At 66.6% G+C, this 21,552-nt stretch carries 13 protein-coding genes and 1 tRNA gene; 6 read left to right on the forward strand and 8 right to left on the reverse strand.

The window, feature by feature from the left end:
* Positions 1–159 precede the first annotated feature (159 nt).
* Together aceF and aceE are read right to left on the reverse strand one after the other, a co-directional pair.
* Positions 160–1,806 (reverse strand): dihydrolipoyllysine-residue acetyltransferase, encoded by a 1,647-nt coding sequence (gene aceF / locus DIE06_RS32940; protein ID WP_124665017.1) that lies wholly within the window; start codon positions 1,804–1,806, stop codon positions 160–162.
* Between the two features lie 70 nt (positions 1,807–1,876).
* Positions 1,877–4,573, reverse strand: a complete 2,697-nt coding sequence (aceE, locus tag DIE06_RS32945; RefSeq protein WP_124665018.1) for a pyruvate dehydrogenase (acetyl-transferring), homodimeric type — start codon at positions 4,571–4,573, stop codon at positions 1,877–1,879.
* Between the two features lie 273 nt (positions 4,574–4,846).
* Here aceE and fixL point away from each other — a divergent pair, with 273 nt between their 5' ends.
* The 4 genes from fixL to DIE06_RS32965 all read left to right on the forward strand — a co-directional run bounded on the left by fixL (position 4,847) and on the right by DIE06_RS32965 (position 11,453).
* A complete protein-coding gene (gene fixL, locus DIE06_RS32950; RefSeq protein WP_124614557.1) occupies positions 4,847–7,363 on the forward strand; it encodes an oxygen sensor histidine kinase FixL in 2,517 nt (838 codons plus the stop codon).
* On the forward strand, positions 7,360–7,998 hold the full coding sequence (gene fixJ, locus DIE06_RS32955) for an oxygen response regulator transcription factor FixJ (RefSeq protein ID WP_006493245.1): 639 nt from the start codon (positions 7,360–7,362) through the stop codon (positions 7,996–7,998). The genes fixL and fixJ overlap by 4 nt, the downstream gene beginning before the upstream one ends.
* Before the next feature lie 235 nt (positions 7,999–8,233).
* Positions 8,234–9,091, forward strand: coding sequence for a bifunctional methylenetetrahydrofolate dehydrogenase/methenyltetrahydrofolate cyclohydrolase FolD (folD, locus tag DIE06_RS32960; protein ID WP_124665019.1), 858 nt, complete (start codon positions 8,234–8,236; stop codon positions 9,089–9,091).
* Between the two features lie 274 nt (positions 9,092–9,365).
* Positions 9,366–11,453 (forward strand): M3 family metallopeptidase, encoded by a 2,088-nt coding sequence (locus DIE06_RS32965; protein WP_124665020.1) that lies wholly within the window; start codon positions 9,366–9,368, stop codon positions 11,451–11,453.
* 59 nt (positions 11,454–11,512) lie between these two features.
* On the opposite strand, the gene dinB is transcribed toward DIE06_RS32965, so the two are convergent.
* Positions 11,513–12,697 carry a DNA polymerase IV gene (dinB, locus tag DIE06_RS32970; RefSeq protein WP_124665021.1) on the reverse strand — a complete coding sequence of 395 codons (1,185 nt, stop codon included), beginning with the start codon at positions 12,695–12,697 and terminating at the stop codon, positions 11,513–11,515.
* 198 nt (positions 12,698–12,895) lie between these two features.
* On the opposite strand from dinB, the gene DIE06_RS32975 reads away from it, so the two are divergent.
* Positions 12,896–13,588, forward strand: a complete 693-nt coding sequence (locus DIE06_RS32975; protein ID WP_124665022.1) for an aspartate/glutamate racemase family protein — start codon at positions 12,896–12,898, stop codon at positions 13,586–13,588.
* Between the two features lie 82 nt (positions 13,589–13,670).
* Here the strand turns inward: DIE06_RS32975 and DIE06_RS32980 are convergent.
* A tRNA-Met gene (locus DIE06_RS32980) sits at positions 13,671–13,747 on the reverse strand.
* Between the two features lie 181 nt (positions 13,748–13,928).
* On the opposite strand from DIE06_RS32980, the gene xth reads away from it, so the two are divergent.
* A complete protein-coding gene (gene xth, locus DIE06_RS32985) occupies positions 13,929–14,705 on the forward strand; it encodes an exodeoxyribonuclease III (RefSeq protein WP_221624080.1) in 777 nt (258 codons plus the stop codon).
* A 27-nt stretch (positions 14,706–14,732) separates the two neighbouring features.
* Here the strand turns inward: xth and DIE06_RS32990 are convergent, their stop codons facing one another.
* The 4 genes from DIE06_RS32990 to glnA all read right to left on the reverse strand — a co-directional run bounded on the left by DIE06_RS32990 (position 14,733) and on the right by glnA (position 21,225).
* The gene (locus DIE06_RS32990) at positions 14,733–16,850 is read right to left on the reverse strand and encodes a prolyl oligopeptidase family protein (protein ID WP_124665024.1); all 2,118 of its coding nucleotides are present in this window, start codon (positions 16,848–16,850) and stop codon (positions 14,733–14,735) included.
* 82 nt (positions 16,851–16,932) lie between these two features.
* A complete protein-coding gene (ntrC, locus tag DIE06_RS32995; protein ID WP_124665025.1) occupies positions 16,933–18,459 on the reverse strand; it encodes a nitrogen regulation protein NR(I) in 1,527 nt (508 codons plus the stop codon).
* Positions 18,460–18,505: 46 nt separating this feature from the next.
* Positions 18,506–19,648 (reverse strand): nitrogen regulation protein NR(II), encoded by a 1,143-nt coding sequence (gene glnL / locus DIE06_RS33000; RefSeq protein ID WP_185733535.1) that lies wholly within the window; start codon positions 19,646–19,648, stop codon positions 18,506–18,508.
* Positions 19,649–19,809: 161 nt separating this feature from the next.
* A complete protein-coding gene (gene glnA / locus DIE06_RS33005; RefSeq protein ID WP_124665026.1) occupies positions 19,810–21,225 on the reverse strand; it encodes a type I glutamate--ammonia ligase in 1,416 nt (471 codons plus the stop codon).
* Positions 21,226–21,552 lie beyond the last annotated feature (327 nt).

The raw sequence follows: 21,552 nt of genomic DNA on the forward strand, positions 1-21,552 counted from the left end.
GGACGCGCCTTTCTTTTGGTTACTTTTCTTTGGAAGACAAAGAAAAGTGACCGCCGCCCCGCGCAGGGGCGACGCTAGCAGACCGTTAGCAAAACAGGTTCAACGACGGGGCATGGCGAACCGACAAAAAACCACGCCCCCGCGAGAGCCCTCAGCTCATCAAAGAATGATGCGACGGAAATCGGCAAGCAACGCGCCGAGATACGCATTGAACCGCGCGGCTTCCGCGCCATCGATGACGCGATGGTCATACGACAGCGACAGCGGCAGCGTGAGCCGCGGCACGAACTGCTTGCCGTCCCACACCGGCTTCATCTGGCCGCGCGACAACCCGAGGATGGCGACTTCCGGCGCGTTGATGATCGGCGTGAAGTTCGTCCCGCCGATCCCGCCGAGCGACGAGATCGAGAAGCAGCCGCCCTGCATCTGGTCCGGCTTCAGCTTGCCGTCGCGCGCGGCCTTCGACAGCTCGGCCATTTCCTTCGCGATATCGACGAGGCCCTTCTTGTCCGCGTCGCGGATCACCGGCACGACGAGGCCGTTCGGCGTATCCGCGGCGAAACCGACGTGGTAGTACTGCTTGAACACCAGGTTGTCGCCGTCGAGGCTCGCGTTGAAGGTCGGGAACTTCTTCAGCGCGGCGACGACCGCCTTGATCACGAACGCGAGCATCGTAAACTTCACGCCCGCCTTCTCGTGCTCCTTGTTCAGCTGCACGCGCAGCGCTTCGAGCTCGGTGATGTCCGCTTCGTCGTTGTTCGTGACGTGCGGGATCATCACCCAGTTGCGATGCAGGTTCGCGCCCGAGATCTTCTTGATGCGCGACAGCGGCTTCGCCTCGAACGGGCCGAACTTCGAGAAGTCGACCTTCGGCCACGGCAGCAGGTTCAGCTCGCCGCCGCCTGCCGGCGCGGCTGCCGCGGCCGGTGCTCCACGCTGGCCCGTCATCACGCCCTTCACGAAGCCGGTGATGTCTTCCTTCGTGATGCGGCCCTTCGGACCGGTACCCTGCACCCGCGTGACTTCGACGCCGAGTTCGCGTGCGAACTTGCGCACGGACGGCGATGCGTGGCTCGCGCGGTACTCGCCCGACGGTGCGGCGGCCGGCGCGGCAGCAGCCGGAGCCGGCGCAGCCTGCGCGGGTGCCGGTACGGCGGCGGGTGCCGGCGCGGCAGCGGCCGGCGCCGGTGCGCTTGCCTGCGGTGCTGCAGCAGCCGGTGCGCCGGCAGCGTCGAGCAGCACGATCAGCGTGCCTTCCGACACCGAGTCGCCCACCTTGACCTTGATTTCCTTCACGACGCCGGCGGCCGGGCTCGGCACGTCCATCGTCGCCTTGTCCGACTCGAGCGTGACGAGCGATTGCTCCTTCTCGACCGTGTCGCCGACCTTCACGCCGATCTCGATCACCGGGACGTCCTTGTAGTCGCCGATGTCGGGCACCTTCACCTCGAGCGTGCCGCCCGATGCTGCCGGTGCGGCAGCCGGTGCCGCTGCAGCCGGTGCCGGCGCTGCCGCCGGGACGGGGGCTGCTGCCGGCGCCGCCGCGCCGTTCACCTGCGCCGCGGCGGCGCCGTCGAGCAGGATGATCAGCGAGCCTTCCGACACGGAATCGCCCACCTTGATCTTCACTTCCTTGACCGTGCCGGCTGCCGGGCTCGGGACATCCATCGTCGCCTTGTCCGACTCGAGCGTGACGAGCGACTGCTCGGGCTCGACCGTGTCACCCACCTTCACGAGCACCTCGATGACGGGCACGTCCTTGTAATCGCCGATATCCGGCACCTTCACTTCGATCGCTTGACTCATCTTTTTGTGTCTCCATGGCCGCGCGCGCCCCTCCCGGAAGCGGCGCGCGGCATCACACGGCGCGTGTGCGTTAAACGGTCATCGGGTTGGGCTTCGACGGATCGAGGTTGTACTTGGCGATCGCGTCAGCGACCACCTTGCGCTCGATCGTGCCTTCGTCGGCCAGCGCGTTGAGCGCGGCGACGGTGACCCAGTGACGGTCGACTTCGAAGAAGTGACGCAGCTTCTCGCGGGTGTCCGAACGACCGAAGCCGTCGGTGCCCAGCACGACGAAGCGGCGATCGATCTGGCCGCGGATCTGGTCGACCAGCGCACGGACGTAGTCGGTCGACGCGATGACCGGGCCCTGCGTGTCCTTCAGGCACTTCTGCACGTGCGACAGGCGACGCTCTTCGGTCGGATGGAGCAGGTTCCAGCGCTCGATTTCGTGACCTTCGCGCGCGAGTTCGGTGAAGCTCGGCACGCTCCACAGGTCGGCGGCGACGCCCCAGTCGTTCTTCAGCAGCTCGGCGGCGGCGATCACTTCGTTGAAGATCGTGCCCGCGCCGAGCAGTTGCACGCGCGGTGCCTTCGTGTCGGCATCGGCCTTCTTGAACGCGTACATGCCCTTGATGATGTCGGCCGCCACGTGCTCGCCCTGCGGAATCGCCGGGTGCTCGTAGTTCTCGTTCATCACCGTGATGTAGTAGTACACGTCTTCCTGGTCCTGCACCATGCGGCGCAGACCGTCCTGGACGATCACCGCGAGTTCGTAACCGAACGTCGGGTCGTAGCTCACGCAGTTCGGCACCGATGCCGCCCACAGGAGCGAGTGACCGTCCTCGTGCTGCAGGCCTTCGCCGTTCAGCGTCGTGCGGCCCGCCGTGCCGCCGAGCAGGAAGCCGCGCGAGCGCATGTCGCCCGCCGCCCATGCCAGGTCGCCGATCCGCTGGAAGCCGAACATCGAATAGAAGATGTAGAACGGCACCATGATCTCGCCGTGCGTCGAATACGACGTCGCCGCCGCGATCCAGTCGCACATGCCGCCCGCTTCGTTGATGCCTTCCTGCAGGATCTGGCCGGTCTGCGATTCCTTGTAGAACATCAGCTGGTCGGAATCTTCCGGCACGTACTTCTGGCCTTCCTGGTTCCAGATACCGATCTGGCGGAACAGGCCTTCCATGCCGAACGTACGCGATTCGTCCGGCACGATCGGCACGACGCGCTTGCCGAGCGCCTTGTCCTTCAGCAGGATGTTCAGGATCCGCACGAACGCCATCGTCGTCGAGATCTCGCGGCCTTCGCCCGTGCCCTTCAGGAGCGGCTCGAACGCGTCGAGCGCCGGCACCGGCAGCGACGTCGCCTTCTCGCGGCGGTGCGGCAGGTAGCCGCCGAGGTCCATGCGCTTCTGGCGCATGTATTCGAGTTCCTTCGAACCTTCCTCGAACTTCAGGTACGGCACGTCGGCGATCTGCTCGTCGGTGATCGGCAGGCGGAACTGGTCACGGAACTTCTTCAGTTGCTCGACCGGCAGCTTTTTCTGCTGGTGCGTGATGTTCATCGCCTGGCCCGACTCGCCCATCCCGTAGCCCTTGATGGTCTTCGCGAGGATGACGGTCGGCGCGCCCTTCGTGTTCGTGGCTTCGTGGAATGCCGCGTAGATCTTGTGCGGATCGTGGCCGCCGCGGTTCAGCGCCCAGATGTCGTCGTCCGACCAGTCGGCGACGAGCGCCTTCAGTTCAGGCGAGTTGAAGAAATGCTCGCGCACGTACGCGCCCGACTCCGACTTGTACGTCTGGTATTCGCCGTCGACGCATTCCATCATGCGGCGCATCAGCGCGCCCGACTTGTCGCGCGCGAACAGCGCATCCCAGCGGCTGCCCCAGATGACCTTGATCACGTTCCAGCCGGCGCCGCGGAATTCCGATTCGAGTTCCTGGATGATCTTGCCGTTGCCGCGCACCGGGCCGTCGAGACGCTGCAGGTTGCAGTTGATCACGAACACGAGGTTGTCGAGCTTCTCGCGGCTCGCCATGCCGATCGCGCCGAGCGATTCCGGCTCGTCCGTCTCGCCGTCGCCGAGGAACGCCCACACCTTGCGGCCTTCCGTCTTCGCGATGCCGCGCGATTCCAGGTACTTCATGAAGCGCGCCTGGTAGATCGCCATGATCGGGCCGAGACCCATCGACACGGTCGGGAACTGCCAGAAATCCGGCATCAGCCACGGGTGCGGGTACGACGAGATGCCCTTGCCGTCGACTTCCTGGCGGAAGCTGTCGAGCTGCTCTTCCGACAGGCGACCGAGCAGGAACGCGCGCGAGTACACGCCCGGCGACGAGTGGCCCTGCACGAACACGAGATCGCCGCCGTGCTGGTCGGACGCCGCGTGCCAGAAGTGGTTGTAGCCGACGTCATAGAGCGTCGCGGCCGATGCGAACGACGCGATGTGGCCGCCGACGTTCGTGTCCTTGCCTGCGCGCAGCACCATCGCCAGCGCGTTCCAGCGCGTGTACGAACGGATGCGGTGCTCGACGTCCTGGTCGCCCGGGATCTTCGCCTGGGCTTCGACCGGAATCGTGTTGATGTACGGGGTATTGGCGGAGAACGGCAGGTGTTCGCCGTGCATGCGGGCGAATTCGATCTGCTTTTCGATCAGGTAATGCGCGCGGCCGGTGCCCACGGAGGAGATCACGCCGTCGAGCGACTCGAGCCATTCAACGGTTTCTTGCGGGTCGTCGTCACGTTCGGCGGCGACATATTTCATCACTTCGTTCGGTACAGCGGACATTCTCGTCTCCTGGGTCCTGGAATGTGAAGATCGCTCTCGTGCAGACGACGCGACGCGACCGGCTGCGGGCAAGCTCCGACGGATTGTAATGAGCGTGTACGGCCACGCGCAACAGAATTTTCGAATTATGAGATCTTTTCTCGTAATGTGGAATATTGCTGCGCCGCACCCATGCTTCGGGCCTCTGCGGCGCGCGCCGCGCGCACAAATTCGTTTCCGTTCAACATATCCGGTATGGGTTTTCCATGTATTGCGCTGCGCTACAATCCTGCCATGTTGACCGATCGGCTTTTCGCACGCTCGGCGCGACCGTCGGGCCCGCCGGCGGAGTCGCAGCCGTCCCGCTGGCACCACGGACCGTGGTGGTCCAACTCCTATTTGCTGACGCCGCTGCTGTCGATCCTCGTGTTCCTCGTGGTGATGAGCCTGATTCTATGGAGCCTCAATCGCCGCGAACAGCAGCAGCAGGAAGACACCCTGTTCCGTAACGTCGCGTGGGCGCAGCAGCAGATCCGCCTGTCGATGACCGGCGCGCAGGAGCAGCTGCAGGCGCTGTCGCGCGATCTCGCGTCCGGCCGCCTCGACCAGAATGCGTTCCAGATGGCCGTCGCGGACGTGATGCAGACGCATCCGGAAATCCTCTATCTGAACTGGTACACCGCGCCCGGCGTGCAGCGCTGGCCGACCGTGCACCCGCCGCTGCTCGGCCAGCGGCTCGCGAAGCCCGGCGACGCGCAGATGCAGGACGCCGTGCGCGGCGCGTACGACGAGGCGCACAGCACGCGCCGCCAGGCCTATTCTCCGCTGATCTACGACGACTTCGGCAACGGCTTCATCACGCTGCAGACGCCCGTGATGCGCGGCGACCGCGAGTATCTCGGCTCGATCGCCGCGGTGTTCTCGGTCGAAGGGATCCTGAAGCACGACATCCCGCAGGAGCTGTCGTCGAAGTACAAGATCTCGATCACCGACTCGAACAACCGCGAGCTGTCGTCGACATCGACGCGCCCGCGCCTGCCGCGCGACTCCCACTACGACCTGCCGCTCGATCCGCCCGGCCAGGGGCTGACCGTGCGCGTGTACGCGTTCCCGCAGCTCACGAACCTGACCAACAACACGCTCGTGTGGCTCGTCGCCGGGCTGTCGTGCTTCGTGCTGTGGAGCCTCTGGAGCCTGTGGAAGCACACGCGCCAGCGCTTCGAGGCGCAGCAGGCGCTGTATGCGGAGGCGTTTTTCCGCCGCGCGATGGAGAACTCGGTGCTGATCGGCATGCGCGTGCTCGACATGCACGGCCGCATCACGCACGTGAATCCCGCGTTCTGCCGGATGACGGGCTGGGACGAGACCGACCTCGTCGGCAAGGTCGCACCGTTTCCGTACTGGCCGCGCGACTCGTATCCTGAAATGCAGCGCCAGCTCGACATGACGCTGCGCGGCAAGGCGCCGAGTTCGGGCTTCGAGCTGCGCGTGCGGCGCAAGAACGGCACGCTGTTCCATGCGCGCCTCTACGTGTCGCCGCTGATCGACAGCTCCGGCCGACAGACCGGCTGGATGTCGTCGATGACCGACATCACCGAACCGAAGCGCGCGCGCGAGGAACTCGCGGCCGCGCACGAGCGCTTCACGACGGTGCTCGAAAGCCTCGACGCCGCGGTGTCGGTGCTGGCCGCCGACGAAGCCGAACTGCTGTTCGCGAACCGCTACTACCGCCACCTGTTCGGAATTCGCCCGGACGGCCACCTCGAGCTGTCGGGCGGCGGCTTCGACCGCGCGCAGGCGTCGTCCGACTCGATCGACATGGTCGACGCGTTCGCGGGCCTGCCGGCGGCTGCGCTGACGAGCAGCACGGCCGACGCGCAGGAGGTGTACGTCGAGAGCATCCAGAAGTGGTTCGAGGTGCGCCGCCAGTACATCCAGTGGGTGGACGGCCACCTCGCGCAGATGCAGATCGCGACCGACATCACGACCCGCAAGAAGGCGCAGGAACTCGCGCACCAGCAGGAAGAGAAGCTGCAGTTCACGAGCCGATTGATGACGATGGGTGAAATGGCGTCGTCGATTGCTCACGAATTGAACCAGCCGCTCGCCGCGATCAACAACTACTGCTCGGGCACGCTCGCGCTCGTGAAGAGCGGCCGCGGCACGCCCGAGACGCTGCAGCCCGCGCTGGAAAAGACCGCGCAGCAGGCGCTGCGCGCGGGGATGATCGTCAAGCGGATCCGCGAATTCGTGAAGCGCAGCGAGCCGAAGCGCCAGCCGGCGCGGGTCGCGGACATCGTCGCCGACGCGGTCGGGCTCGCCGAAATCGAGGCCAGGAAGCGCAGGATCCGGATCGTCACGGAAATCCTCGCAAGAATGCCTATTATTTATGTCGACCCCGTGCTGATCGAGCAGGTGCTCGTGAACCTGATGAAGAACGCGGCCGAGGCGATGGCCGACGTGAAGCCGGCGTCGGCGGACGGCATGATCCGCGTCGTCGCCGACATCGAGGCGGGTTTCGTCGACATCCGCGTGATCGACCAGGGTCCGGGCGTCGACGAAGCGACCGCCGAACGCCTGTTCGAACCGTTTTACAGCACCAAGTCCGACGGCATGGGCATGGGGCTGAACATCTGCCGTTCGATCATCGAATCGCATCGGGGGCGTCTGTGGGTGGTCAACAATGTCGAACCGGACGGCCGCATTTCCGGCGCGACATTCCACTGCAGCCTGCCCATTGGGGAACCCGCTGATCTCGGCCAAGGGGGGCGCGAGGCATCGGCATCACATACCGTTACGGGAGAACTATGAATAGCCCTGTCACCACCACTCAGGAAACTGTCTTCGTCGTCGACGACGACGAAGCCGTACGGGACTCGCTGCGCTGGCTGCTGGAGGCGAACGGCTATCGCGTGCAATGCTTCTCGAGCGCCGAGCAGTTCCTCGATGCCTACCAGCCGGCGCAGCAGGCCGGCCAGATCGCCTGCCTGATACTCGACGTGCGGATGTCGGGCATGAGCGGCCTCGAACTGCAGGAGCGCCTGATCGCCGACAACGCCGCGCTGCCGATCATCTTCGTCACGGGCCACGGCGACGTGCCGATGGCGGTGTCGACGATGAAAAAGGGTGCGATGGACTTTATCGAGAAACCGTTCGACGAGGCCGAGCTGCGCAAGCTCGTCGAGCGGATGCTCGACAAGGCCCGAAGCGAAAGCAAGAGCGTCCAGGAACAGCGCGCCGCGAGCGAGCGCCTGTCGAAGCTGACCGCGCGGGAGCAGCAGGTGCTCGAGCGGATCATCGCCGGCCGCCTGAACAAGCAGATCGCCGACGATCTCGGGATCAGCATCAAGACGGTGGAAGCGCACCGCGCGAACATCATGGAAAAGCTCAACGTCAACACGGTCGCCGATCTGCTGCGCCTCGCGCTGTCGAAGAAGCAGGCCTGAACGTTGCGCGGCCGCGGGGCACCTGCCCGGCCGGCCGCGCCACCGCGCCGCGCAATGCGGCCCACTCGCGCGGCATGGCCCGGCGCTTCCTCCCGGCGCGCCGGCACCGCCGCCATGACGCTTCCCGTGTATTTGCTGTCGGACGACAGCAAGCGAACGGTATAATTGCGTGCTTTGCTGCGGCGCTTCAGGTGTCGTACGCCCGCATTCCAACTTCCCGGCAGGACCCACCACCATGACAGCCCTCCTCATCGACGGCAACGCCCTCTCGAAGACCTTGCGCGCGCAGGCCGCCGAACGCGCCGCCACGCTGACCGCGCGCGGCCACCAGCCCGGCCTCGCGGTGATCCTCGTCGGCGCGAACCCGGCGAGCGAAGTCTACGTGCGCAACAAGATCAAGGCGTGCGAGGACAACGGTTTCTTCTCGCAGAAGGATGCGTATCCGGACACGCTGTCGGAGGCCGACCTGCTCGCGCGCATCGACGAACTGAACCGCGCCCCGAAGATCCACGGCATCCTGGTCCAGCTGCCGCTGCCCGCGCACATCGACAGCCACAAGGTAATCGAGGCGATCGCGCCGGAGAAGGACGTCGACGGTTTCCACGTCGCGAACGCCGGCGCGCTGATGACGGGCAAGCCGCTGTTCCGCCCGTGCACGCCGTACGGCGTGATGAAGATGTTCGAAGCGCATGACATCCCGCTACAGGGCGCGAACGCCGTCGTGATCGGCCGCTCGAACATCGTCGGCAAGCCGATGGCGATGCTGCTGCTCGAAGCCGGCGCGACCGTGACGATCTGCCACAGCAAGACGCGCGACCTCGCCGCGCACACGCGTCAGGCCGACGTCGTGGTCGCCGCGGTCGGCAAGCGCAACATCCTGACGGCCGACATGGTCAAGCCCGGCGCGACGGTGATCGACGTCGGCATGAACCGCGACGACGCGGGCAAGCTGTGCGGCGACGTCGACTTCGCCGGCGTGAAGGAAGTCGCCGGCCACATCACGCCGGTGCCGGGCGGCGTCGGCCCGATGACCATCACGATGCTGCTGATCAACACGATCGAAGCCGCCGAACGCGCCGCCGCGGCCGCCTGATCGCCACCCGATCGCCCCGCCTGCCCAGCCGGCGCGCATTCGTGCGCCGGCATCTCGCCGGCCGCCGTCGCGGCCGCGCCGTCACACTGCCGCACGGCTGAACTCGCTGCGTTTCACCCCTGTCCGACCCCGCGTCGACCGCATCCAATCGCGTCGTTAGAAACTAACGATTGGAAAGCGCGCGATGCGCCCCAATAATGTCGATATCGGGCGCCGCCGCATCGCGCCTCACCCTTTTCACCCCGGTTCATCCGGCAACAGACAGGGAGTCTTAATGTCCGCCAGCGCCAATCCCAATCCGCTCCTCGATTTCTCCGGCCTGCCCCGCTTCGGCGAGATTCGTCCGGAACACGTGACGCCCGCGCTCGATACGCTGCTCGATGCCGCCAACCGCGCGGTCGACACCGCGAGCGCGCCCGCGACGCCGGCGACCTGGGCCGCGATCGTCGAAACGGTCGAGCAGGCGACGGAGCCGCTCGGGCGCGCATGGGGCGTCGTCGGCCACCTGAACGCGGTTGCCGATACGCCGGAACTGCGCGCCGCGTACGGCGAAAACCTGCCGCGCGTGACCGAATTCTGGTCGAGCGTCGGCCAGAACCTCGCGCTGTACGAGAAGTACAAGGCGATCGCCGCGAGCGCCGAATACCCGACGCTGTCCGCCGAGCGCAAGAAGATCCTCGACAACGCACTGCGCGATTTCCGCCTGTCGGGCGCCGAGCTGCCGGAAGACCGGAAGCCGCGCTTCGCGGAACTGCAGGAGCAGCAGGCCGCGCTGTCGAAGGCATTCTCCGATCACGTGCTCGACGCGACCAACGCATATGCGTATTTCTCGCTGGACGAGGCCGAGCTGGCCGGCCTGCCGGGCGACGCGATCGAAGCGGCCCGCGAAGCCGCGCAGAAGGAAGGCAAGGAAGGCTGGAAGTTCACGCTGCATTTCCCGTCCTACTTCCCGGTGCTGCAGTACGCCGAGAATCGCGCGATGCGCGAGACGCTGTACCGCGCGTATGCGACGCGCGCATCCGAACTCGGGCCGCAGTACGGCGGCGGCAAGGCCGAGTGGGACAACACGGCGATCGTCGCGGACGAGCTGAAGCTACGGCGCGAAGAAGCGCAGATGCTCGGCTACCGCAACTTCGCCGAAGTGTCGCTCGCGCCGAAGATGGCCGAATCGCCGCAACAGGTCATCGCATTCCTCGAGGATCTCGCGACACGCGCGCGTCCGCACGCGGACAAGGACTGGGACGAACTGCGCGCGTTCGCCGCGAAGGAACTCGGCCTGACCGAGCTCGCGCCGTGGGACGTCGCGTTCGCGGCCGAGCGGCTGCGCCAGCAGCGCTACGCGTTCTCGGAAAACGAGGTCAAGCAGTACTTCCCGGAGCCGGCCGTGCTGAAGGGCCTGTTCACCGTCACCGAAACGCTGTTCGGCGTGCGGATCAAGCCGGACGACGCACCGGTGTGGCACAAGGACGTGCGCTTCTTCCGCGTGGAGAACCGCGACGGCTCGCTCGTCGCGCAGTTCTATCTCGACCTGTATGCACGCGAAGGCAAGCGCGGCGGCGCGTGGATGGACGATGCGCGTGCGCGCGCCAAGCGCGGCGACACCGTGCAGACGCCGGTCGCGTACCTGACCTGCAACTTCTCGGCACCAGTCGGCGGCAAGCCCGCGTGCTTCACCCACGACGAGGTCATCACGCTGTTCCATGAATTTGGCCACGGGTTGCATCACATGCTCACGCGCGTCGACGAGCTCGGCGTGTCGGGCATCAACGGCGTCGAATGGGATGCGGTCGAGCTGCCGTCGCAGTTCATGGAAAACTTCTGCTGGGAATGGGATGTGCTGTCGTCGATGTCGTCGCACGTCGATACGGGCGCCGCGCTGCCGCGCGAGCTGTTCGACAAGATGATCGCCGCGAAGAACTTCCAGAGCGGCCTCGGCACGCTGCGCCAGATCGTGTTCTCGATGTTCGACATGCTGCTGCACGTCGACTTCGACCCGGCCGGCGCAACCGGCGTGAACGCGTTCGCGCGCGAGATCAACGAGCGCTACCACGTGATCCCGCAGGCCGCGTTCTCGCGCTGGCCGAACACGTTCAGCCACATCTTCGCGGGCGGCTATGCGGCCGGCTACTACAGCTACAAGTGGGCCGAGGTGCTGTCGGCCGACGCATACGCCGCGTTCGAGGAAGCGGCCGCCGCAAGCGGCAGCGTGCTCGACGCGGCGACCGGCACGCGTTATCGCCGCGAGATCCTCGAAGTCGGCGGCAGCCGGCCGGCGATGGATTCGTTCAAGGCATTCCGCGGCCGCGAGCCGGAAATCGACGCGCTGCTGCGTCACAACGGGATGGCCGCCCCCGCGCACTGAGCGCGCGCTGCCCGGCTCGTCCGGCTGCATCGAAAGGCACCGCTTCGGCGGTGCTTTTTTCATGGCGCCGGTGTTTCGTTGCCGGCGTGGTCGGCTGCGTCGTCGAACAGCGAAAACTGCCCGTGACGCTCGGCCGTGTCCTCGTCGATGCGCACGCCGACGCCGAGCAGCCGCACGGCTTGCGCGCGCCGCTGCAGCCCCTTCGCGAGCAGCGTGACGGCCGTCTGCGCATTCGTCGCGTCGGCCACGCATTCGACCGTCGTGCGCTGGAAATCGGCGAAGCGGATCTTCACGTACAGCTTGCGGATCGAGCGGGCCGCGCCCGCGCGCGCGATCCGCGCGTCGAGCTGCACGACGAGGCGACGGATCTCGTCCGCGCATTGCTCGAGCGTCGTCAGGTCAGTGACGTAAGTGGTCTCGACGCTGACCGACTTGCGCTCCTGGTCCGCCCGCACCGGCCGCTCGTCAATCCCGCGTGCGAGCTGGTACAGCCGCCGGCCGAACGCACCGAACTCGCGATGCAGGTCGATCAGCGACCAGTCGCGCAACTGCGCGCAGGTCTGGATGCCGAGCCGGTCGAGACGCGTGGCCGTCACCTGGCCGACGCCGTGCAGCTTGCGCACCGGCAGCGCCGCGACGAACGCATCGACTTCATGCGGGCGCACGACGAACAGGCCGTCGGGCTTGTTCCAGTCGGACGCGATCTTCGCGATGAACTTGTTCGGCGCGACGCCCGCCGACACCGTCACGCCGACCGTGTCGTACACGCGCTGGCGAATCTCCCGCGCAATCAGCGTCGCACTGCCCTGGCACAGTTCGGAACCGCTGACGTCGAGATACGCCTCGTCGAGCGACAGCGGTTCGACGTCGTGCGTATAGTCGCGATAGATCGCCATGATCTGCCGTGATGCCGCGCGGTACTTGTCCATCGCGGACGGCAGGATCAGCAGGTCCGGACACTTGCGCATCGCGAGCGCCGACGACATCGCCGAATGCACGCCATAGCGCCGCGCCTCGTAGTTGCAGGTCGCGATCACGCCGCGCTGGTCGGGCCGGCCCCCGACCGCGAGCGGCCGGTTGCGCAGCGACGGGTCGTCGCGCATCTCCACCGATGCGTAAAAGCAATCGCAGTCGCAGTGGATGATCTTGCGCACGCGCGGCGGCGCGTCGCCGGGCGGCGGCACGCGCGGATCGGCAGGCGGGATGATGGTCAGGTTCACGGTGTCGATACTGTACAAAAACACAGTGCCCGTTTCAACTGTCGCGTGCTGCCGCGTTCGGCCGCTGCCGGGCGCGGCCGGCCACCCGAGGCCCCTCCCGCCCTCCCCGGCAACCTCCGGCCATCAGTGCCTTACCGGTCCGCTTCGCGCGATCGTACCGCCGTACGCGCGGGCCGGCCCCTATACTCGTCTGCCACGAGATATGAAACGCACAGGTGACGGATGAAGACGATCGGACTGATCGGCGGGATGAGCTGGGAATCGTCGGCCGAGTACTACCGGATGATCAATCGCCATTCGAAGGCGCTGCACGGCGGGCATCACAACGCGAAGAGCGTGCTGGTCACGGTGGATTTCGCGGAGATCGAAGCATTGCAGCGCGCGCAGGACTGGGTCGCGCTCGGCGAACGGATGGCCGATGCCGCGCGTCAGCTCGAAGCCGCCGGCGCCGATCTCGTCGTGCTGACGACCAATACGATGCACCGCGTGCACGGCGCGATCGAGGCCGCGGTGGCGCTGCCGTTCCTGCACATCGCCGATCCGACCGGCGCCGCGCTGCGCGCCGCGGGCGTCGAGCGCGTCGCGCTGCTCGGCACGCGCTACACGATGGAACTGCCGTTCTATGCGGCGCGCCTGCGCGACAAGTTCGGCCTCGACGTGCGGGTGCCGGACGAAGCCGCGCGCGGTGACGTGCACCGGATCATCTACGACGAGCTGTGTCACGGCGTGATCGATGCCGGATCGCGCGCGACCTACGTGGCGATCATCGACGAACTGGCGAAACGCGGCGCGCAGGCCGTGATTCTCGGCTGCACGGAAATCACGCTGCTGATCGGCGCGGACGATTCGCCGCTGCCGGTGTTCGATACGACCGCGCTGCATGCGAAGGCGGCGGTCGAGTGGGCGGCGGGCTGAAAACAAAAAACCCGGCACGGGGCCGGGTTCCTGTCGACGAAGCGCGCATCGGTCACTTGCGCTGCACATCGTCTGGTGTGCTTGGTTGCGGGGGTAGGATTTGAACCTACGACCTTCGGGTTATGAGCCCGACGAGCTGCCAGACTGCTCCACCCCGCGTCAGAGAAATAAATTATAGGGTGATGAAGCACTCACGTCAATACCTTTGTCACAATTTCTTCGCAGGTCATCGATATCTCCATGCACGGCGCGTGCTTCGCATCGCGTGTCGCGCACGTTCGCGCCCCGTGCTCGCGGTAAGATGGCGGCCTTCGCATTCACCCCGCACGCATTCCCGTTCATGAAAATCGCCACCTGGAACGTCAACTCGCTCAACGTCCGCAAGCAGCACGTGCTCGACTGGCTCGTGCAAAGCGGAACCGACGTGCTGTGCCTGCAGGAACTGAAGCTGCCGGACGAGAAGTATCCGCGCGCCGATCTCGAGGCGATCGGCTACCGCAGCTGGTTCGCGGGTCAGAAGACCTACAACGGCGTCGCGATCCTCGCGCGCGACACGCTCGCCGTCGACGAATCGGACGTCGTGCGCAACATCCCCGGCTTCGACGATCCGCAGCAGCGCGTCGTGGCCGTGACGGTCGACGGCGTGCGCATCGTATCCGCGTATTTCCCGAACGGCCAGGCACCCGACTCCGACAAGTTCGTCTACAAGATGCAGTGGCTCGACGCGCTGCATGCATGGCTGAGCACCGAAATGCAGCGCCACCCGAAGCTCGCGCTGCTCGGCGACTACAACATCGCGCCGGAAGACCGCGACGTGCACGACCCGGCGAAATGGGAAGGCCAGAACCTCGTGTCGCCGCAGGAGCGCGCGCACTTCGCGAAGCTGATCGAGCTCGGTTTCGTCGATGCGTTCCGCCGCTTCGAGCAGCCCGAGAAGACCTTCACGTGGTGGGACTACCGGATGTTCGCGTTCCGCCGCAACGCGGGGCTGCGCATCGACCACATCCTGCTGTCGCCGGCGCTCGCCGCCACCTGCACGTCGTGCGAAGTCGACCGCACACCGCGCACGTGGGAACAGCCGTCCGACCATACACCGGTCGTCGCGATCGTCGGCTGAGCGCCCCCTGCCCGCTCGCGCCCGCGCTCAACCGCGCGCGGGCGCGGGCCCGAGATGGGCCCACAGGAAGCCGAACTCCGCCGCATCCGATTCGGCGCGCTCCAGGTCGTCGGCACTGCCGTGGCCGCCGTCGGTGTTCTCCCAGTACCACACCCGTTCGTGTCCGAGCGCATGCATGCGCGCGGCCATCTTGCGTGCATGCGCGGGATGCACGCGGTCGTCGCGCGTCGACGTCGTCAGCAGCAGCGGCGGATACACGACACCTTCGCGCACGCGGTGGTACGGCGAGTAGGCGGCCAGTGCCGCGCCCTCGCGCGAATCGTCCGGATCGCCGTACTCGTCGAGCCACGCGGCCCCCGCATGCAGCTTCGGATAGCGCCGCATGTCGAGCAGCGGCACGCGGCACAGCACCGCGCCGAACAGTTCCGGACGCTGCACCATGCAGGCCCCGACCAGCAGCCCGCCATTGCTGCCGCCCTCGATACCGAGCTGCGCGGCCGTCGTCACGCCGGTGCGGATCAGGTCCTCGGCCACCGCGATGAAGTCGTCGAACGAGCGCTGCCGATGTTCGCGCTGCGCGTCGACGTGCCAGCCCGGCCCGAATTCGCCGCCGCCGCGGATGTGCGCGAACGCCGCAACGCCGCCGCGTTCGAGCCATGCGATGCCGAGTGCATCGCTGTAGCCCGGCAGGTTCGGAATCGCGAAGCCGCCATAGCCTGACAGCAGGCACGGCCGCGCGACGCGGGCGCCGACGTCGACGTGATCCGGTCCATCGAGTGCGTCACGCGGCCCGATCAGCGTGTACGGTACGACCGTGCCGTCGCGCGAGCGGGCATTCGCGCGACGCACGACGAGCCCGGCCGCATCGAACCGCACCGGCGGACGGTCGAGCAGCACGTGGCGCGACGGCGCATCGGCCGCGCGATCGGCCAGATCGGCGAGCCAGCATTCGGGCGGATCGAGATAGGTATCGACGTCCACATACACATCGTCGTTCAGCGTCGACTCGACCGGCTCGACGTCGATCTGCGCATCGCCCGGCCACTCGAACGGCCGCGCGTCCCACGTCCATGCGCCATCATCGCCCTGGCACGGCTGCCACAGCATCGTGCGGTTGTGCACGTCGTCGAGCCAGCTCGCGATCAGCAGCGTGCGCGTGTGCGTCCACGTGCATGCGGACGTCGACGCTCGCGGCTCGAACAGCGTCATGAATTCGCGCGACCCGGCGAGGAACGCCTGCTCGCGGATCGCGAGCAGCGAGCCGCCCGCGTGACGCACACCGCCGCAGTCCCAGTCGAGTCGCGGCTCCAGCATCAGCCAGCCTTCCCAGAAACCGACCTCGACGTGCGTCGGCACGTCGTAGCGCGCCCACTCGCCCGCGTCGGTCAGACGGTAGGCATGCGCGTCGAAGAAGTCCACGCTGCGCCATGCGACGTGGCGGCCGTCGATCGGATCGAACCCCGCGCCCGCGCTGATGTCGGCGGGTTCGCCGCGGAACACGACCGGCGCATCGGCGAGCGGCGTGCCGCGTACCCAGCGGCGCGCTTCGTATGGATAGCCGGCGGCGGTCGTATGCGCGTCGCCGCGATCCCAGCTCACGTAGACGGTATCGCGATCGATCCAGCCGACCGTGTGGTTCCCGGGCTCGTCGATCGTGAAACCGCCGTCGACGAAACGGCGCTGCACCAGGTCGAATTCGCGCACGACGACCGCGTCGGCGCCGCCCGGCGACAGCGACAGCAACGCACGGTCGCCGTCCGGATACAGGATCGCGTCCTGCTCGAACACCCACGACTCGCCCTCTTGCGCGCCGAGCGCGTCGACGTCGAGCAGCGTTTCCCACTCGGGCCGGCCCGCGCGCCAGTCGTCCCAGCGTGCGCGGCGCCACAGTCCCTTCGGGTGGAGATCGTCCTGCCACAGGTCGTACGCCCAGTCGCGCCAGCGGGTCGGAATCACCGGGCGTTCGCGCGGCAGATACGCCTGCGCGAGCCGCGCGGTGAGCGCGCGATACGCCTCGTCGTCGCGCAGCGCAACACGCGTTCGCGCGTTCTGCTCATCGACCCACGCGCGGGCGCGCTTGCTGTCGAGCGCTTCGAGAAAACGGAAGGGATCGGCCCCGGCGGGCCAGCGGAAGGAATCGGACATGACGGGTGCGCACGTGACGGCAAACCGCGATTATGTCCGATCGCGGCATGCGCGCGATGCACGCGCATGCCGCGACGAGTACTTACGGCTCCAGATGCAGTTCCTGGATCTTGCGCGTGATCGTGTTGCGGCCGATGCCGAGCCGCTCCGCCGCCTCGACCTTGCGGCCGCGCGTGAAGTCGAGCGCCTCGCGGATCACGGCCGCCTCGAAGCGGCGCGCGAGCTCGTCCATCACGTCGGCCGAGTTCTCGCGCAACAGCCGCGCGACCTCCGTGCGCAGCCCGCTTTCCCACATCGGATAGCCGGCCGGCGCGCCGTTCGGCGCGGCCGCGACGGGCACGGCCGCCAACGGCATCGCACCGGCCGCCGGCTGCACGCGCGCGATGTCGCCAGCGCTCACGCCGGTGCCGGCGTGCGCATCCGTACCATCGGCCGTCGCAGCCACCGGTGTGCCTGCCGGCACGAGATCGGGCGGCAGATCCTTGATCTCGACCGTCTGCGCGGGCGCCATCACGGTCAGCCAGTTCGCGAGGTTCTCGAGCTGCCGCACGTTGCCGGGAAACGTGAGCGACGTCAGATACGCGAGCGCTTCGTCGGACACACGCTTCGGCTCGACGCCGAGATCCCGCGCGCTCTTCTGCAGGAAGTGGCGCGTGAGCAGCGCGATGTCCTCGCTGCGTTCGCGCAGCGGCGGCAGCCGCAGCCGGATCACGTTGAGCCGGTGGTAAAGGTCCTCGCGGAACAGCCCCTGCCGCACACGCGACTCGAGATTCTGGTGCGTCGCGGCGATCACGCGCACGTTCGCACGCAACGGGTTGTGGCCGCCGACCCGATAGAACTGCCCGTCCGACAGCACGCGCAACAGGCGTGTCTGCAGGTCGAACGGCATGTCGCCGATTTCGTCGAGGAACAGCGTACCGTTCTCGGCCTGCTCGAAGCGGCCCTGGCGCGTCGTCTGCGCGCCGGTGAACGCGCCGCGCTCGTGACCGAACAGTTCGGATTCGAGCAGGTCCTTCGGAATCGCCGCGGTGTTCAGCGCGATGAACGGCCCGTTCGCCCGCGGGCTGTGACGGTGCAGCGCACGCGCGACGAGCTCCTTGCCGGTGCCCGACTCGCCGGTGATCAGCACGGTCGCGGCCGAATGCGACAGGCGACCGATCGCGCGGAACATGTCCTGCATCGCGGGTGCCTGGCCGAGCATCTCGGGCGCCTCGGCGACGCGCTCGTCCTGCGGCGCGCCGCCGCGCAGGCTTTCCTCGACCGCGCGGCGAATCAGCTCGACCGCCTTGTCGACGTCGAACGGCTTCGCAAGATATTCGAACGCGCCGCCCTGGAACGCCGCGACGGCACTGTCGAGATCGGAGAACGCCGTCATGATGATGACGGGCAGGCCCGGCAGGCGCTCGTGCATCGCCTGCAGCAGCTCGAGGCCGGAGCCGCCCGGCATCCGGATGTCGGACACGAGCACCTGCGGCGTCTCGTGGTCGAGCGCGGCCAGCGCGTCGCGCACGTTCGCGAAGCTCTTCGTCGCGAAGCTGTCCCGGGCGAGCGCCTTTTCGAGCACCCAGCGGATCGATTGATCGTCGTCTACTATCCAGATCGGCTTCATAGGTCGGTCAGGTATTGGTGAATCCGGTGAATCGCCATGCTGCCGCTCAATGGTCGAGCGGCAGCAGGATCTGAAATTCGGTACGGCCGGGCCGGCTCTCGACCTCGATCATCCCGTCGTGCTGCTGCACGAAGGTTTGCGCGAGCGTGAGGCCGAGGCCGCTGCCGTCGTCGCGCCCGGACACGAGCGGGTAGAAGATCCGGTCGCGGATCTCCTCCGGAATGCCGGGCCCGTTGTCGACCACGTGCAAGTCCAGTGCCAGCTTGTACAGGCGCTTCGCGATCGTTACCTTGCGCGCGACGCGCGTGCGCAGCTCGATCTTCGCGTCGCCCTGCGCGATCCGTTCGCGCAGCGCCTGCGCCGCGTTGCGCACGATGTTCAGCAGCGCCTGGATCAACTGCTCCTTGTCGCCGCGCAGGTCCGGCACGCTCACGTCGTAGTCGCGCTCGATGGTGAGCCCGCGCGGAAATTCCGCCAGCATCACCGCGCGCACGCGTTCGCACACTTCATGAATGTTCACGTCGCCGACGATGTGCGGATGCCGGTGCGGCTCCAGCAACCGGTCGACGAGCGTCTGCAGGCGGTCGGACTCCTTGATGATCACCTGCGTGTATTCGCGCAACTCGCCGCGCTCGCGCTCGCTCAATTCGAATTCGAGCAGCTGGGCTGCGCCGCGAATGCCGCCGAGCGGGTTCTTGATCTCGTGCGCGAGGTTGCGGATCAGTTGCTTGTTGACCGCGGTCAGGTCGTGGATGCGCTCCTCGCGATCGGTGCGCGACTGCCGTTCGTTCTCGAACAGCTCGACGAGCACGAAATCGGGCGCGGTCTCGAGGAAGCCGACGATCGCATGCACGTGCAGCGGTTCGCGGCCGGGCCGGTCGAGCACGGTATCGAGATGCGTCGCGTGAAAGCGCTCCTCGCCGATCGCGGTGATCGTCGACGCGAGCGCGTTCGCGTTCGGGAAGATCTCGCCCCACGGCCGCTGCGCGAGCTGCCGGCGCGAGATGTCGAGCATCGCCTCCGCGGACGGGTTCGCGAACGCGACCCGCAGCGTCTTGCGGTCGAGCACGATCACGACCGTCGGCAGCGCTTCCAGCCCGGCAAGCAGGCCCGAGCGAGCGAGCCGCTCGTCTTCCGTCAGTCGCTCGGGCTGCCCCGTCTTCGCCTTGATGAGATTCTTCAGAGCCATCGTGCGTGTCGTCGCGCGTTACCGGGTCGGAAAATTGAAATTTTCGGAACAAAAAAGGGACGGCTGGACGCCGTCCCCTTTCAGACTCCGCGGTTCCCGCCGCAGGCCGCGCGACGGGAACGAACCGGCAGGACGGCGCTGAATCGAAGCGCCATCGCCGATTACAGCGAGTAGTACATCTCGAACTCGATCGGATGCGTCGTCATGCGGAACTTCGCCAGCTCCTGCTCCTTCAGCGCGAGGTACGCATCGATCATGCCGTCGGTGAACACGCCACCGCGCGTCAGGAACTCGCGATCCTTGTCGAGCGCTTCCAGTGCCTGGTCGAGGCCTGCGCAGACGGTCGGGATCTTTGCATCCTCTTCCGGCGGCAGGTCGTACAGGTTCTTGTCGGCGGCTTCGCCCGGATGGATCTTGTTCTGGATCCCGTCGAGACCGGCCATCATCAGCGCCGTGAAGCACAGGTACGGGTTCGCCATCGGGTCCGGGAAGCGCGTTTCGATGCGACGGCCCTTCGGGTTCGACACGTGCGGAATGCGGATCGATGCCGAACGGTTGCGCGCCGAGTAAGCGAGTTTGACCGGTGCTTCGAAGTGCGGGACCAGACGCTTGTACGAGTTCGTCGTCGGGTTCGTGATCGCGTTCAGCGCACGGGCGTGCTTGATGATGCCGCCGATGTAGAACAGCGCCAGTTCCGACAGGCCGGCGTAGCCGTTGCCCGCGAACAGGTTCTGGCCGTCCTTCCAGATCGACTGGTGAACGTGCATGCCCGAACCGTTGTCGCCGACGACCGGCTTCGGCATGAACGTCGCCGTCTTGCCGTACGAGTGCGCGACGTTATGGATGATGTACTTCGACCATTGCGTCCAGTCCGCACGCTGCACCAGCGTCGAGAACTTCGTGCCGATTTCGTTCTGGCCCTGGCCCGCCACTTCGTGGTGGTGCACTTCGACCGGGATGCCGAGCTGTTCGAGCAGCAGGCACATTTCCGAGCGCATGTCCTGGAACGTGTCGACCGGCGCGACCGGGAAGTAGCCGCCCTTCGTGCCCGGACGGTGGCCCGTGTTGCCGCCTTCGAACTCCTTGGCCGAAGACCACGGTGCTTCTTCCGAGTTGATCTTCACGAAGCAGCCCGACATGTCCGTGTTCCACTGGACCGAGTCGAAAATGAAGAATTCCGGCTCCGGACCGAAGAAGGCCGTGTCGCCGATGCCCGTGCTCTTCAGGTACGCTTCGCCGCGCTTCGCGAGCGAACGCGGATCGCGCTCGTAGCCCTTGCCGTCGGCCGGCTCGACCACGTCGCAGGTCAGCACGAGGGTCGACTCTTCATAGAACGGGTCGATGAACGCGGCGCTCGGGTCCGGCATGAGCAGCATGTCCGACGCCTCGATGCCCTTCCAGCCCGCGATCGACGAACCGTCGAATGCATGGCCGCTTTCGAACTTGTCTTCGTCAAACGCCGAGACCGGCACCGACACGTGCTGTTCCTTGCCGCGCGTATCCGTGAAGCGGAAATCGACAAACTTGACGTCCTCGTCCTTCACGAGCTGCATGACGTCGGCGACGGTTTTACTCATAACCTCTTCTCCTGATTGAACAATTCCGGCGGACTGGGAACCGCCTCGTTTATCGAGCTGCCCGGAGTCTGGCTTTGGCGCAGCGCGCCCCGGGTCGACCGAATTGTATATAGCAGCAACCGTGCCAGCTATACGCAGATACGACATGAATCGCGCCAGCCCGCGCCACGGCAGGGCCCGGCTGCGCGATTCCGGGGCCGGGCGCCGCACCGGCGGTCGTCCGACCGCACCTAAATGGTGCAATCGACAGGACTCGCCGTGGGGACCGAATCATTCTGGTGCAGGCAGGCCATTCTGCACTCTTTTGGTGAGTGCGTGGGCGATGCA

This window comes from Burkholderia sp. Bp8998 (assembly GCF_003854235.1).
In the GTDB taxonomy this organism is placed as follows: domain Bacteria; phylum Pseudomonadota; class Gammaproteobacteria; order Burkholderiales; family Burkholderiaceae; genus Burkholderia.